15 protein-coding genes are annotated in these 13,300 nt (G+C 70.7%); 10 read left to right on the plus strand and 5 right to left on the minus strand.

What is annotated here, in order from left to right; translation table 11 throughout:
• The first annotated feature begins 17 nt into the window (after nucleotides 1–17).
• Both FB464_RS13750 and FB464_RS13755 read left to right on the plus strand, forming a co-directional pair.
• The gene (locus FB464_RS13750; protein WP_116413347.1) at nucleotides 18–566 is read left to right on the plus strand and encodes an RNA polymerase sigma factor; all 549 of its coding nucleotides are present in this window, start codon (nucleotides 18–20) and stop codon (nucleotides 564–566) included.
• Nucleotides 563–1,207, plus strand: coding sequence for a methylated-DNA--[protein]-cysteine S-methyltransferase (locus FB464_RS13755; RefSeq protein WP_116413346.1), 645 nt, complete (start codon nucleotides 563–565; stop codon nucleotides 1,205–1,207). Before FB464_RS13750 ends, FB464_RS13755 begins: the two co-directional genes overlap by 4 nt.
• A 755-nt stretch (nucleotides 1,208–1,962) precedes the next feature.
• Here FB464_RS13755 and FB464_RS13760 read toward each other — a convergent pair.
• The 4 genes from FB464_RS13760 to FB464_RS20465 all read right to left on the minus strand — a co-directional run bounded on the left by FB464_RS13760 (nucleotide 1,963) and on the right by FB464_RS20465 (nucleotide 6,422).
• Entirely contained in the window at nucleotides 1,963–3,189 is a 1,227-nt protein-coding gene (locus FB464_RS13760; protein ID WP_142206711.1) for a D-alanyl-D-alanine carboxypeptidase family protein, read from the minus strand.
• Between the two features lie 128 nt (nucleotides 3,190–3,317).
• A complete protein-coding gene (locus FB464_RS13765; RefSeq protein ID WP_116413344.1) occupies nucleotides 3,318–4,154 on the minus strand; it encodes an undecaprenyl-diphosphate phosphatase in 837 nt (278 codons plus the stop codon).
• On the minus strand, nucleotides 4,151–4,828 hold the full coding sequence (locus tag FB464_RS13770) for a VTT domain-containing protein (RefSeq protein WP_116413343.1): 678 nt from the start codon (nucleotides 4,826–4,828) through the stop codon (nucleotides 4,151–4,153). The genes FB464_RS13765 and FB464_RS13770 overlap by 4 nt, the downstream gene beginning before the upstream one ends.
• Before the next feature lie 109 nt (nucleotides 4,829–4,937).
• Nucleotides 4,938–6,422, minus strand: coding sequence for a serine/threonine-protein kinase (locus tag FB464_RS20465; RefSeq protein ID WP_281279782.1), 1,485 nt, complete (start codon nucleotides 6,420–6,422; stop codon nucleotides 4,938–4,940).
• Between the two features lie 90 nt (nucleotides 6,423–6,512).
• Here FB464_RS20465 and FB464_RS13780 point away from each other — a divergent pair, with 90 nt between their 5' ends.
• From FB464_RS13780 to FB464_RS13790, 4 genes are all read left to right on the plus strand, one after another.
• A complete protein-coding gene (locus tag FB464_RS13780; RefSeq protein WP_246093066.1) occupies nucleotides 6,513–7,022 on the plus strand; it encodes a MarR family winged helix-turn-helix transcriptional regulator in 510 nt (169 codons plus the stop codon).
• 77 nt (nucleotides 7,023–7,099) lie between these two features.
• Nucleotides 7,100–7,264: a hypothetical protein gene (locus FB464_RS19875; protein ID WP_170151828.1), complete on the plus strand. Its 165-nt coding sequence runs from the start codon at nucleotides 7,100–7,102 to the stop codon at nucleotides 7,262–7,264.
• An 8-nt stretch (nucleotides 7,265–7,272) separates the two neighbouring features.
• Nucleotides 7,273–7,530: a DUF6458 family protein gene (locus FB464_RS13785; protein WP_116413342.1), complete on the plus strand. Its 258-nt coding sequence runs from the start codon at nucleotides 7,273–7,275 to the stop codon at nucleotides 7,528–7,530.
• A 7-nt stretch (nucleotides 7,531–7,537) separates the two neighbouring features.
• Nucleotides 7,538–8,905: a protein kinase domain-containing protein gene (locus tag FB464_RS13790; protein WP_281279805.1), complete on the plus strand. Its 1,368-nt coding sequence runs from the start codon at nucleotides 7,538–7,540 to the stop codon at nucleotides 8,903–8,905.
• A 3-nt stretch (nucleotides 8,906–8,908) separates the two neighbouring features.
• On the opposite strand, the gene FB464_RS13795 is transcribed toward FB464_RS13790, so the two are convergent.
• Nucleotides 8,909–9,646 (minus strand): VIT1/CCC1 transporter family protein, encoded by a 738-nt coding sequence (locus FB464_RS13795; protein WP_116413340.1) that lies wholly within the window; start codon nucleotides 9,644–9,646, stop codon nucleotides 8,909–8,911.
• Between the two features lie 107 nt (nucleotides 9,647–9,753).
• Between FB464_RS13795 and FB464_RS13800 the strand changes: the two genes are divergently transcribed.
• The 4 genes from FB464_RS13800 to FB464_RS13815 are packed head-to-tail and all read left to right on the plus strand — an operon-like array spanning nucleotide 9,754 to nucleotide 13,192.
• Nucleotides 9,754–11,166: a ferredoxin reductase family protein gene (locus FB464_RS13800; RefSeq protein ID WP_116413339.1), complete on the plus strand. Its 1,413-nt coding sequence runs from the start codon at nucleotides 9,754–9,756 to the stop codon at nucleotides 11,164–11,166.
• Nucleotides 11,163–11,720 (plus strand): FMN-binding protein, encoded by a 558-nt coding sequence (locus FB464_RS13805; protein WP_116413338.1) that lies wholly within the window; start codon nucleotides 11,163–11,165, stop codon nucleotides 11,718–11,720. Before FB464_RS13800 ends, FB464_RS13805 begins: the two co-directional genes overlap by 4 nt.
• Entirely contained in the window at nucleotides 11,717–12,472 is a 756-nt protein-coding gene (locus tag FB464_RS13810) for an FAD:protein FMN transferase (protein WP_246093067.1), read from the plus strand. Before FB464_RS13805 ends, FB464_RS13810 begins: the two co-directional genes overlap by 4 nt.
• Before the next feature lie 51 nt (nucleotides 12,473–12,523).
• On the plus strand, nucleotides 12,524–13,192 hold the full coding sequence (locus FB464_RS13815) for a response regulator transcription factor (protein ID WP_211327270.1): 669 nt from the start codon (nucleotides 12,524–12,526) through the stop codon (nucleotides 13,190–13,192).
• Nucleotides 13,193–13,300: the final 108 nt, after the last annotated feature.

The following is a 13,300-nucleotide window of genomic DNA, read 5'->3' on the forward strand; positions in this document are numbered from 1 at the left end:
GTCTACAGAGTGTGAACATGAAACCGCCCTTCGAGAGAGTGGTCGCCGAGCACGGCGCCACGGTGCTGCGCGTCTGCCGTGCGGTGCTCGGGATGCCCGATGCCGAGGATGCCTGGTCCGAAACGTTCCTCGCCGCCCTCGGCGCGTATCCGGAGCTTCCACACGATGCGAACGTCGAGGCGTGGCTCGTCACGATCGCCCACCGCAAAGCGATCGATGCGACCCGGGCGCGCAGCCGCCAGCCGATCGCCGTCGAGGATGTGCCGGAACGGGCATCCAGAACCGGCAGCAGCTCAGACGGCAACGGTGACCGCAACGGCAACAGCCACAGCTCGGCGGACCGCCTCGATTCCCTCGCGCTCTGGCAGGCCGTCGGCTCACTGCCCGAGAAGCAGCGGCTCGCGGTCGCGTACCACTACCTCGGCGGGCTGCCCTTCGCCGACGTCGCCCCCCTTCTCGGAGGGAGCGTCGAAGCGGCCCGCCGCGCCTCCTCCGACGGAGTGCGCGCCCTGCGCCTCGTCTACCAGCCCCAGCGCGACACCGATCTGGAAGGAGCCGTGCGATGAACACGACCAACGCCGCCCACACGTCCGCCGGATTCGACTTCAGCCCCCGAGGGCCGGAATCCGCAGAACTCGCGGGCGCCGTCGCCCGGTTGCACGCCCGGCTCGAACAGCAGGCTCTGGATGCCCGCCTCCTCGACCTCGCCTACACAACGGTCGACACCCCCGTCGGATCGCTGCTGCTCGCCGCCACCGAGACCGGCCTCCTGCGGGTCGCCTACGACATCGAGGGTCACGATTCCGTGTTGGATACGCTCGCGGCCCGGGTCGGTGCGCGGATCCTGCGCGCACCGAAGCGTCTCGACGCCGTGGCTTTCGAGCTGGACGAGTACTTCGCCGGCACCCGTCGCGTGTTCGACGTTCCGCTCGACCTGTCACTGTCGAGCGGCTTCCGCCAACTCGTGCAGAGGCATCTGCCCGGGATCGCCTACGGCAGCACCGAGACGTACAAGGAGGTCGCCTTACTCGTCGGGAATCCGCGGGCCGTGCGCGCAGTCGGATCGGCGTGCGCGACGAACCCGCTGCCCGTCGTGGTGCCGTGCCACCGGGTGCTGCGGAGCGACGGCGGCCTCGGCGGGTACATCGGCGGGCTCGCGGCGAAGACGGCGCTGCTCGAGTTGGAGGGTCGGGTGGCGCGCGGCTGAGCCCCCGCCCGCCGGCGGCGCCGCGCGCGGGCCGGCGGTGGGGCCCGGAGGCCGCCGGCCGTCGCGGCACAATGGGCGGCAGGGCACGATGGGCGGTGGGCGGCGGCAGCGGGGCGGCGGCTGCATACGCGCCCATTTGTCGCATCCGCGCTTGCGCGCGCAAGCGACAAAGCGCGGCGCAAGCTCGGCAGCGCGGGCGCCGCGGGGGCCGGACGGGATCGGGGCGGGCGGGCGGAGACGGCGCGTTCGGTGGATGCGCGCCTGTTTGTCGCAACCGCGCCTGCGCGGGCGGGCGCGGAAGCGACAAACCGAAGCGCAAGCCTCGACGCTGGCGCGGACGGTCGCGGCGGCCGGGCGCGGGGCGGCGGGCGGGCGGGGCGGCGGGCGGCGGCCGGCCGCGGGGCGGGCGGGGCATGGCGGCGCGGCGCGGGGCGGGCGGGGCGGGGCGGAGACGGCACGTTCGGCGGATGCGCGCCCATTTGTCGCAACCGCGCCTGCGCGCGCGGGCGCGGAAGCGACAAACCGCGGCGCAAGCCCCGACGCGGGCACGGCCGGGCGCGGGGCGGCGGGCGCGGCGCGGCGGCCGCGGGGCGGCGGCCGGACGCGGGCGGCGGGGCGGCGGGCGCCGGGCGCGGGGCGGCGGGCGCGGGGCGGCGGCCGGGCGCGGGCGGCGGGGCGGCGGGCGCCGGGCGCGGGGCGGCGGGCGCGGGGCGGCGGCCGGGCGCGGTGCGGGCGGGGCGCCGGGCGCGCCCGCCTCAGCCGAGCAGCTCGCCGGGGTGGGTGAGCCGCCAGAACGGGTCCGGCCCGTCGAGCCCCGCCTCGAGCTGCAGCGGCACGGTGACGGTCTGCCCGGCGACGCTGAAGCGCAGGTCCCCGGCCGCGGTTCCCGCGTCACCTTCGCTGAGCGACACCGGATCGCCGGCCACGCTCACCGGCGTGCTCGACCAGACGACGGTGGAGGCATCCTGAGCCGCCACGACCGGCACGGTCGCACCCCACACCGACGTGTAACTGCCGACGACCTGGCCCACCGTCGACAGCGGAACACTCGTGAACCCGAGTTTGGCGCTGTCGAGCAGCGCGGTCACGGCCTGGCGAGCGGCCTCCGAACTGGCGGCGCCGAGAACCACGCCGACGACGCTGAACGGCGCGCCGGCCACGGTGAAGTCGGCGGAGAAGAGCAGGCACGAACCCGCTTCATCCGTCGTGCCCGTCTTGAGCCCGTCGATCCCGTCGGAACCGAGCAGCGTGTTCGTGTTGGTGAGCTCGGAGAGGCCCGGGATGCTCTCCTTCTGCGTCGAGACGACCGCCGCCAGAACGGGGTTGTCGAGCGCGAGCGAAGCCAGTTCCAGCAGATCGGTGGTGGTGCTGACGCTCGCCGGATCGAGTCCGCTCGAATCGACGACGTGGGTGCCGGTGAGCCCGTGCGCATCGATGAAGGCCTGCGCCGCGGTGAGGTAGTCGGGGATCGAGCCGAACGCCCAGGTGACAAGTGTCTCGCTGTAGTTGTTCGCCGATTCCATCAGCATGATCTCGATGACCTGCCGTTCGGTCAGAACCTGTCCCTCATTGACGAGCACGTACGATCCGCCGACCGCCCGCGTCGAATCGAGGAACGCCACGTCGGCGGCGGTCATCGTGATGCTCGGCCCGTCGTCGGTGAGCGTCAGCGGTTTCGCCTGCAGCACCACGAGCGCGGTGAGGATCTTCGTGACACTCGCGATCGGCACCGGTCCGGACTGCCCGCTGGAGGCCAGCACGTCCGCCGAATCCTGGAGCGAGATCGCGCTCGAGCCCTGCGCCGGCGTCGCGACCGCTGCCGCCGGCGCCGCCTGCACCGCGGGCAGTTCGAGCGTGACAGCCGCCGCGGGAAGGGGCGCCGTGAGCACCACGGGCACGTAGATGCCGGCCGCGACGAGCATGAACAGGATGCCGAGAACCACCACCCTCCTGACGAGGAACTGGCGTCGGGTCGGGGTCACCGCGCCATCGTATCCGAGCCCGCCTGACAGGCAGGTGGAGGGCGCCGATCGGCGCGCGCGGCACCAGCCGCAGCGACGAGACAGCAGCGACGTCGACGGCGGCTGCAACAGCAACAACAGCAGCGCGATCAGGTCGCGCTGAGCACCCCGGTCGCCAGGAGCACCATCAGCACGGCGCCGAGCGCCACCCGATACCAGATGAACACGGTGATCGGGTGCCGCGCGACGAACCGCAGCAGCCAGGCGATCGAGACGTATGCGACGGCGAAACTGATGACCGTGCCGATGACGACGGGCAGCCAGCCGACGGTGGAGCTCACCGCGCCGGCCTCGCTGACACCCTCATAGGCACCGGCTCCGACCAGCGCGGGGATGGCCAGGAAGAACGACAGCCGTGTGGCGGAGAGCCGGTCGAGCCCCCGCAGGAGCCCGGCGGAGATCGTCGCGCCCGACCGGGAGACGCCGGGGATGAGGGCGATGCACTGGAAGACGCCGATGATCAGCGCATCTTTCAGCGTGAGGCTCTCCTCGGGTCGCGACTGCCGGCCGACACGCTCGGCGACGAACATCACGACGCTCCACAGGATGAGTCCGGCGGCGACGACCCAGAGGTTCCGGAGCGGCCCGGAGACCAGCCCCTTGGCGGCGAACCCGACGACACCGATGGGCACGGATCCGGCGATGACGAGCCACGCGAAGCGGTAGTCGGGGTTCCGCCGCGCATCCGCCGCGAAGAGCCCCCGCAGCCAGGCCGCGACCAACCTGCCGATGTCGGCGCGGAAGAAGAGGATGACCGCGAGAATCGCACCGAATTGGATGATCGCGGTGAACGCCGTCACACCGGCATCGTCGATCGGCAGCCCGAGCAGCTTCTCGGCGAGGGTCAGGTGGCCCGTGCTCGACACCGGGAGGAACTCCGTGAACCCTTCGACGACGCCGAGGATGACGGCGAAGAGGAGGTTCATGCGCGGGCCTTCCGACGGCGGCGGAGAACGTCGACGACGATCGGCAGCACCGAAACGATCACGATGAGCACCGCGATGATCTCGATGTTGTTCGCGACGAACGGGATGCCGCCCAGGAAGTACCCGGCCAGCGTCAGCAGCAGCGCCCACGCGACGCCGCCGATCCCGTTCCAGAGGAGGAACGAGCGGAACGGCATCGCCGACATGCCGACGATCGGCGGAACGAACGTTCGCACCAGGGGAACGAAACGGGCGAGCACCAGGGCCCTGCCACCGTATCGGGTGAAGAAGTCATCGGCCTGGTCGCGGTACTTCGTCTTGAAGAGGCGCGCCTCGGGCTTGAACAGCCGCCCGCCGAAGCGACGACCGATGTGGTAGCCGGTCTGGTCCCCGAGGATGGCGGCTGCGGCGACCGCGATCACCAGCACGGGCAGGGTGAGGCCGAGCGGCACGGCGAGCAGTGCAGCCGTGAAGACCAGGGTGTCGCCGGGCAGGAACGGGAACAGCAGCCCCGTCTCGATGAACACGATCGCCATCACGACGACCAGCACCCAGGGTCCAGCACCTTCGAGCAGCGCGGTCGGGTCGAGAAGGCTCGCTGCGTGCAGGGGGGCAGCATGCAGGGGGGCGGTGTGGATGCTCGCGGCAGGGATGCTCGCTGGTGACACGCTCATCGGGCGGCTCCTTGTCGTGGGTCGTTTCCACGTTAGGCACCGCCGCCGCCGAGCGAATCAGCCGAGCGGAGCATCCTCGGCGTACATCGCTGTGATGACCCCGGGTGGGTCAGCCCTTCCCCTTGCCGCCGTTTCCGTTGCCGTTCCCGTTCCCGTTGTTGCCGTCACCCGGGGCGGGGGTGGCTGAGGTGTCCGGCGCCTCCGGCGGGGTCGGCGTCGTGACCGGGGTTGCCGGTGCGGCCGGAGTGGGCGGTGCAACCGGCGTGGCCGGCACTGATGGCAGGGCCGACTCGGGAGTATCGCCCGTCCCGTTCTCGGGAGCCTCGGTCGAGACCGGCGCGACGTTGGCCGGATCGGTTGCCGGATCCGTCGACGGATCCCCCGTCTGCGTCGAGGCAGGAACGGGCTGTGCCGGGTCGGCTGTGGGCGTGGAGGCCATCAGGCTCCCTCCGAGCCACACCGCGCCGGCCAGGGCTGCTGCCGCGGCGACCGCCACGACCGCGATTCGACGGCTGCGACGCTCCGGGATGACGGCTGCCGGCGCTGCCGGGAATGCCGCGGTCGCTGCCGTTTCGGCCGTTCCCGAAGACGCATCGGCCTGCGCCGCTGCCCCCGCCGCCGCCGGTGCCCCTGGTGCCGCCGCCCCCGCCGCCCCCGCCGCAGCCGCAGCCGCAGCCGGCAGCACCATGGTCGGCCGGGCAAGAGGGGCGGTGGCGTCGTCCACAGTCGGCTCGGCCGACGCCTCCCAGGTCGCGAGGTCGGCGACGATGTCGTGCGAGCGGATCGCCACGTCGAGCGCGGTGGGCCTGGCGAGGGGGTCCCGCGCGGTCATCCAACTGAGCAGGGAGACCCAGCTCGCCGGGATCCCGCCACCGATGACCGGATCCCGGGACGCCCGCGCACTCATTGCCTCAACGACCGTGCCGGGGTATTCCCGGCGCCCGGTCAGGCCTTCGAGGATCACGAGGCCGAGCGCGTAGACGTCCGCCTCCGGGCCGGGCTCGGCCCCCGCGGCCTGCTCCGGGCTGAGGTACGACGCGGTGCCGATGATGGTTCCCACGGTGGTCATCCGGTCGGCGCCCACCAGGTGGGCGATGCCGAAGTCCGCCAGCTTCGCGCGGTGGGTCGGTGAGGGCAGGCCCGTCGGGGCGAGCAGGATGTTCGCCGGTTTCAGATCGCGGTGCACGATGCCCTGCGCGTGCATGGCGGCGAGCCCTTCGGCGATGTCGGTCGCGACCTGGGCCGCCACCGCACCCCGGAGCGGTCCATGGTCGAGCGTCGAGCGGAGGTCCGGCCCGTTGACCAGTTCCATCACCAGGAAGCTCGGCACCGTCTCGTCGCCCGAGGCGAGGTGGGCGTCGTACATCGTGACGAGGTGGGGGTGGTTCAACCGGGCCAGCACATCGACTTCGCTCCGGCGTCGGGAGTCGTCCCGGGCTTCACCAGCATTGAACAACTTGACGGCGACCTTCCGGCCGAGCTGCTCGTCCGTCGCCTCGTACACCGTCGACATTCCGCCGGAGCCGATCCTGCGGGTCACCGCGTAGCGGCCGGCCAGCACCCGGCCGACCCAGCCTCCGCCTTCGGAATCCATGGCTGCCTCTCCGCGCGTGAATCTTGGTGCTTGCTGGGTAATGGTCGGATTGCTAGTCAAACTAGCAATCCGTGACGGACACTAGTAATTGTGACTGATTCGTTCGACTTCAGCGACCTGGTGCGACCTGATGCGGTTCCAGGGCCCGATCCGGTTCAGGATGACACGAACGTGCTCGAAGCCCTGCACATGTACCGCGCGGCCGAGGCTGCCATGCGGCGCCGCACCGGCTCGGCGATGGGGCTCGGCGACAACGACCTGCTGGCACTGCGTTTCATTCTCGACCAGCGTGCCGCCGGCCATCCGGTCGCTTCGAAGGACATCACGCGGTACCTCGGGATCTCGAGCGCCTCGACGACGGTTCTGATCCGCCGCCTCGAGTCGGGCGGCTTCATCGAGCGCCGGGAGAACAGCGCAGACCGCCGCTCGAGCGAGATCGTGCCCACCCAGGCCGCTGAGGGAGACACGGGGCCGCTGCTGGCTGTCGCCCAGAACCACATGGCTGCCGCGACCCAGACCCTCACGGCCGAGGAAGCGCGGATCGTGTCCCGCTTCCTGACGACGATGCGCACCACCGTCGACGGGATCGGCGCGAAGTAGAGCGCTTCTCTACACCCATTCGTCAACTCATGTCAATGGATTGCTAGTCCAATGAACTAGTTGTTATGTTCTCGTCCATGAACATTCTCGTTGTCATCATCGCCGTCATCGCGGTCATCCTGCTCATCACGGGCGGGGTCACGCAGTCGCTCAGCTTCCTGCTCTGGATCGGGGTCGTACTGCTCGTCATTGCTCTGATCGTCTTCCTGCTCCGGTTCATCACCGGCAACCGTCGCGTCTGAGGACGACCATGAGTCTCGGATCAGGCATCTTCCTCTTCGTCGTGGGCGCCATCCTGGCGTTCGCGCTCGACATCCAGGTCTCCTGGGTCGATCTGCACCTCGTCGGCTACATCCTGATGGCCGCCGGCGTGATCGGCATCATCCTCGGGATCGTGCTCATCACCCGGCGCCGCCAGAGCACCATGACCACGCGGTCCGCCGTCGATCCCGTCAGCGGCGAGCAGGTCTCCCGCCGCACGATCGATCGCGACGACCCCCTCGTCTAGTCAGCCGATCGACAAGCTCCTCGGGAATCGCTACCGGCTTGTCGAACCCCTGGGGCACGGTGGCATGGCCACCGTGTTCCGGGCCCGCGACGAACTCCTCGGGCGCGACGTCGCGATCAAGGTGTTCCACACCGCCGAAGCCCAGTCCGGGCGGATCGACGGCGAACTCGCCGTTCTGGCGTCGCTCGACCACCACGCTCTCGTGCAGCTCATCGATGCGGGATCCGAGACCGACGAATACGGGCGTGCCAACCGGTACATCGTGATGGCTCTCGTCAACGGCACGGATCTGCACGTGCACCTCCAGAGCCGCGCACGTCTCTCTGCCAGGCATATCGCCGAGATCGGCTACGACATCGCCGAGGCTCTCGACTACATGCACGCCCGGCGGGTCATCCACCGCGACATCAAGCCCTCGAACATCCTGCTCGTCGACTATCGGGACGGCTCGGCCAGGGCCCGGGCCAAGCTGACCGATTTCGGTATCGCCCTCGCCGACGACCGCGAACGCCTCACCGCGCAGGGTGTCACGACAGGCACCGCCGGCTATCTCAGCCCCGAGCAGGCCTCCGGCGGCGAGGTGACGACCGCCTCCGACGTCTACTCCCTCGGCCTGGTGCTGCTGCAGTGCTTCACGCGGCACCTCGAGTTTCCGGGGAGTGTCGTCGAGTCGGCGGTCGCGCGACTGGAGCGCGACCCGGTCGTCCCGGCGGAGCTGCCCGAACTCTGGCGGCGGCTGCTCCTGGCGATGACGGATCGCAACCCGCACAACCGTCCGCAGCGCCACGATCTCGTGGCCGCCCTCCGCCAGGTGGTGATCGCTGAGAGCGGCCGCCACAAGGGAGACGCCCTCGAACCGCTCTTCCCCGACGAGGCGCTCCGCACCGCCGCGCTCGTTCGCACAACGATTCTCGACACTCTCCCGAACGAAGCACTCGACCGCGTGACGGCGATGGCCGCGAGGCTGTTCTCCGCCCCGATCGCGATCGTGAGCGTCGTCGACCACGACAGGACCTGGTTCCGGTCGCACTACGGCGAGGCCGTCGACCAGATCGCCCGGCAGGTCGACCTCTCGAGCTCACCCACCCCGAGCACCGGGCCGGTCATCGTCGAAGACGGGCGGACGGATGATCGCACCAGGGCCAATCCCCTCGTCACCGGGCCCCTCGGACTGCGGTTCTACGTCGGCGTGCCGCTCCGCCGGGCGAACGGCGCGGTGATCGGCACCCTCAGTGTGCTGGACGTCGTTCCCGGCACGGCGACCGAAGCCGACGTGGCGAACCTCGAAGACCTCGCCGCACTGGTGGTCAACCAGCTGGAGCTCCGCCAGCTGAGCCTGCAGACGACGGTGGAGATGACCGCGCCGGGCAGCTGACCGCTAGACCACTCCCGCCGTGCCGAGCAGCGTTCCGACGACGAACGTGGCGACCAGTGCCAACGCGCCGCCGACGACCACCCGCACGGTGGCGCGCCCGATGGGACTGCCGCCGAGCCGCGCGCCGATCACACCGGTCGCCGCGAGCGCGAGGATGACCACGACGAACGTGACCGGCACCCGCACGGCCTCCGGCGGGAGAAGGATGGCCAGCAGGGGCAGGATCCCCCCGACGAGGAACGCCAGCGCCGACGCACCCGCGGCGTTCCACGGACTGACGACATCGTCTTCGTCGATGTTGAGTTCCATCGCGAGGTGCGCTCGCAGAGCATCCTTCTCGGTCAGCTCGACCGCGACGCGGTGCGCGGTCTCGGGCGTCAGGCCGCGGGACTCGTAGAGCCCGGCCAGCTCCGCGAGTTCGCCCTCGGGATCTTCCTTCAGTTCGGTGCGTTCCTTCTCGATCAGCGAGCGCTGGCTGTCGCGCTGGCTGCTCACCGAGACATACTCGCCGAGCGCCATGGAGACGGCACCACCGATGAGCGCCGCGGAACCGGCCGCGAGGATGGCGGGGGTGGAGGAGCTCGCTCCCGCGACACCGACGACGATGGCAGCGACGGACACGATGCCGTCGTTCGCCCCGAGAACACCGGCCCGCAGCCAGTTCAGGCGCCCCGCGAGGCTGCCGGAGTGCGGTTCGTGGGGTTGCTGGGCGAAGGCGGAGTCACTGCTCGGAGTGGTCATGCAGTCACTGTAGGCGCTAAGAAAGCTGGAAGAAACTCGCGAGATTCTTGAATGGTCGGATCCCCCCTCCCCGAGCCCCCCGCCCCCCTTCACCCAGAGAGCACCTCATGACCACCCACACGGCACCACCCCGCCGCGTCGCCCCGGACAGGATCGACCGCGCCCGGCGTACCCGCACGCGGCGACGGTTGCGGAAGGCCGACCTGCTCGTCGTGCTCTGCTGGTCATCCGTCGCCGCTGCCGTCTCGCTGTTCCTCGCGTACGGCGGCCTCTCCGAGGTGGTGGATGTCGCGTCCGCCCTCACCGCGCTCGGCATCGTCACCGGGCTGGTCGGCAGCGACCTCATCCTGGTCATGCTCGTTCTGGCCGCCCGCATCCCGGCCATCGACAGGGCTGTCGGGCAGGACACGGCGATGGCGTTCCACCGGAGCCTCGGCAAGCCCGCGCTCTACCTGATCCTCGCGCACGGGGCCCTGCTCACCGTGGGCTACGCGATGTCCGACGGGTCGAACGTCGTCGCGGAGACGATCTCCTTCTTCCAGGACCCCGACCTCGTGCTGGCGTACGCCGGGCTCGGTCTGCTGGTGCTCGTCGTCGTGACCAGCGTCGTCGCCGTGCGCCGCCGTTTCTCGTACGAGGCCTGGCATGTGATCCACCTGCTCAGCTATCTCGCCGTGCTCATCGCCCTCCCCCACCAGCTCTCGAGCGGGGCGGTGCTGGCCGACGGCACCCTGCAGCGGGTGTACTGGATCGGCCTCTACATCCTCGCGTTCGGTTCCATCGCCGTCTTCCGGTTCGCCGTGCCGATCGTCCGGAGCGCCCGGCACGACATCACGGTCTCCGCCGTCGAGACGATAGCCCCGGGAGTCGTGTCCATCCACCTCGCCGGTCGCGACCTCGAGCGTCTCCAGACAGCCGGCGGACAGTACGCCATCTGGCGGTTCTGGTCGGCGAAGACCTGGTGGCACGCCCACCCGATCTCGTTCTCGGCCGTACCGACCCGCACCTCTGCACGGATCACCGTGCGCGACCTCGGTCGCGGCAGTTCCGCGATCTCCCGGGTGCGCCCCGGCACGCGCGTCTCGATCGAGGGCCCGTACGGCATCTTCACCGACGACGTGCGTGCAGCCCCCCGGATCGCGGTCGTCGCGGCCGGCATCGGAATCACTCCCGTGAGATCGCTGCTCGAGGGCTCCACCCTGCGCCCCGGCGAGGCGACCGTGCTGCTCCGCGCCACGGATGCCTCGCAGCAGTACCTCTGGCAGGAGGTGGGCGCGCTGCCGAGCATGCAGGGCAGCGCGGTCTACAGCATGGTCGGGCCCCGGCCGCCGGGGCTCGCGACGTGGATGTCGGCTGAAGCCCTCTCCCGCGGCGTCACGCTCTCCTCCGCCTTCCCGCACCTGCTGGGTTCCGACCTCTACGTCTGCGGCCCGCAGTCCTGGGCCGACCTCGTGATCCGCGATGCCCGAGCCGCAGGCCTGCCCGAGAAGCAGATCCACGTCGAGAGGTTCGACTGGTGAGGCGACGCGCAGCGGTCTGGAGCGTACTGTCCTCGGGTGCCGTGCTCGCGATCGGCTGGCAGCTGGGGGCGCATGCACAGGCGTCTACCGGTCTCGCCGAGACGGCCGTGACCCCGGATGCCTCGTCGGCGTCATCCGCGAACGCCGCACCCGCGCCCGCCCCGTCAGCGTCCGCGTCCGCGACACCCGCTCCCTCATCCTCGGCTTCGGCCTCGGCGACCGCGGCCCCGTCGGCCACTCCGACCCCCGAAGCCACCGCTGCCGCACCGTCCGGAACCTCCGGCACCTTCACCGGCAGCAGCGTCTCGACCCGCTACGGCAGCGTGCAGGTGCAGGTCGTCGTCGCGAACGGCTCGATCACCGACGTGGTGGCGCTGAAACTGACCGACGACGACAATCGGTCGGTCTCGATCAGCAACCGCGCTGCCCCGGTGCTCCGCAAAGAGGTGCTCGCCGCACAGTCGGCAAAGGTGCAGAGCGTCTCCGGCGCGACGTACACGAGCGACGCCTACCTGACGTCGTTGCAGTCCGCGCTCGACCAGGCGGGGCTGTGACGATAGTCGCCCACGTGTTCGACACGATGGGCACCACCGCGAGCATCCGCCTCGCCGGACGCACACCTGCGGCCGGAGTACTGGCCGCCGTCGAGGCGTGTTTCGCCGGGTACGACGAGCAGTTCAGCCTCTACCGAGCGGACTCCGAGATCAGCCGGGTCGCCCGCGGTGCGCTGGCTCTCCCGCACACCAGCGAGAGCTTCCGCGACATGTACGCCGAAGCGTTGCACTGGCGGAGCGCCACCCGGGACTCGTTCTCGCCGCACCGGCCCGACGGGGTGCTCGACCTGTCGGGTGTGGTGAAGGCGAAGGCGATGGATGCCGCGGCGGCACTCCTCGGGGAGGCCGGCCTCACGGACTGGCTGCTGAACGTCGGCGGTGACATCGTGCTCGACGGGCGGTGCGCCGGTGCACTCTGGCGCGTCGGCGTCGTCGACCCGGATGACCGGCGGAGCCTGCTCTGCACGCTCGACCTCGACGACGGCAGGCGGGGGATGGCGACATCCGGAACCAGCGAACGCGGCGAGCACGTCTGGCGGAACAGCCTCACCCCGGACTACCGCCAGGTGACCGTCGTCGCCGACGACATCGTGACGGCCGATGTGCTCGCCACGGCGATCCTCGCGGGTGGGCGGGAACGGCTCGACGAAGCCGTCGACGAGTTCGGTGTCGACGTCATCGCGGTGGACGCCGATGGCGGCGTGGTCGCGACCGCGCGGATGCGCCACGCCCACGGATTCTCCCCGGCGTGAACACCCCCACCCCACAGGGCCCGCCAGCACCCCGAGACCTAGACTGCCCCCATGACTGACCCCCGCCGCATCCTGCTCGTCGAAGACGACCGGCAGCTCTCCGGGATGCTCGAACAGCTGCTCGCGAGCGAAGGCTACGACGTGGTCGTTGCGCGCGACGGCCAGCGGGCACTCCATGAAGGGCTCACCCAGGCCTTCGACGTGCTGGTGCTCGACCGCGGCCTCCCCGTGATCGAGGGGCTCGACGTTCTCAGCCGGCTGCGCGGGCGCGGCGTCCTCACGCCCGCCCTCATCCTCTCCGCGCTCGGCAACCCCGCCGACCGTGTAGAAGGGCTCGACCGCGGCGCGGAGGACTACCTCGGCAAACCGTTCGACATCGACGAACTTCTGGCGCGCATCCGGGCCCTGCTGCGACGCCACCAGACCGTCACGCCGATACTGCGGGTCCCCGGCGGCGAGTTCGACACCGGATCCCGCAGCGTGGCCACGGCCCACGCAGGAACGGTGCTGCTCTCCCAGCGTGAGGCTGAGCTCCTGGAGCGGCTGGCGAGGCGGCCCGGGCAGGTCTTCGAACGCGCCGACCTCCTGGGCTCCGTCTTTCCCGACGCCGACGATCTCGGCGTCGTCGACACGTACGTGCACTACCTCCGCAAGAAGCTCGGCCGGGGCTCTGTGCTCACCGTGCGGGGCGTCGGCTACCGCCTCGGAGCGGTGAAGTGAGGCGCGGCGGCGGGGCGCGCGCCGGGGGTACTCGCTCCGGGGGTACTCGCTCCGGGAGCGGCGATTCCCTGCGAGGCGCCGCGATCCGGCTCACCCTGCAGTTCATCG

The organism is Subtercola boreus (genome assembly GCF_006716115.1).
In the GTDB taxonomy this organism is placed as follows: Bacteria; Actinomycetota; Actinomycetes; order Actinomycetales; family Microbacteriaceae; genus Subtercola; species Subtercola boreus.

Excerpts from the sequence above, each read along its gene's own strand:
- FB464_RS13750 (WP_116413347.1), top strand. The coding sequence starts at position 18 with ATGAAACCGCCCTTCGAGAGAGTGGTCGCCGAGCACGGCGCCACGGTG.
- FB464_RS13755 (WP_116413346.1), top strand. The coding sequence starts at position 563 with ATGAACACGACCAACGCCGCCCACACGTCCGCCGGATTCGACTTCAGC.
- FB464_RS13765 (WP_116413344.1), bottom strand. The coding sequence starts at position 4,154 with ATGAACCTCCTCTTCGCCGTCATCCTCGGCGTCGTCGAAGGGTTCACG.
- FB464_RS13770 (WP_116413343.1), bottom strand. The coding sequence starts at position 4,828 with ATGAGCGTGTCACCAGCGAGCATCCCTGCCGCGAGCATCCACACCGCC.
- FB464_RS20465 (WP_281279782.1), bottom strand. The coding sequence starts at position 6,422 with ATGGATTCCGAAGGCGGAGGCTGGGTCGGCCGGGTGCTGGCCGGCCGC.
- FB464_RS19875 (WP_170151828.1), top strand. The coding sequence starts at position 7,100 with ATGAACATTCTCGTTGTCATCATCGCCGTCATCGCGGTCATCCTGCTC.
- FB464_RS13785 (WP_116413342.1), top strand. The coding sequence starts at position 7,273 with ATGAGTCTCGGATCAGGCATCTTCCTCTTCGTCGTGGGCGCCATCCTG.
- FB464_RS13795 (WP_116413340.1), bottom strand. The coding sequence starts at position 9,646 with ATGACCACTCCGAGCAGTGACTCCGCCTTCGCCCAGCAACCCCACGAA.
- FB464_RS13800 (WP_116413339.1), top strand. The coding sequence starts at position 9,754 with ATGACCACCCACACGGCACCACCCCGCCGCGTCGCCCCGGACAGGATC.
- FB464_RS13815 (WP_211327270.1), top strand. The coding sequence starts at position 12,524 with ATGACTGACCCCCGCCGCATCCTGCTCGTCGAAGACGACCGGCAGCTC.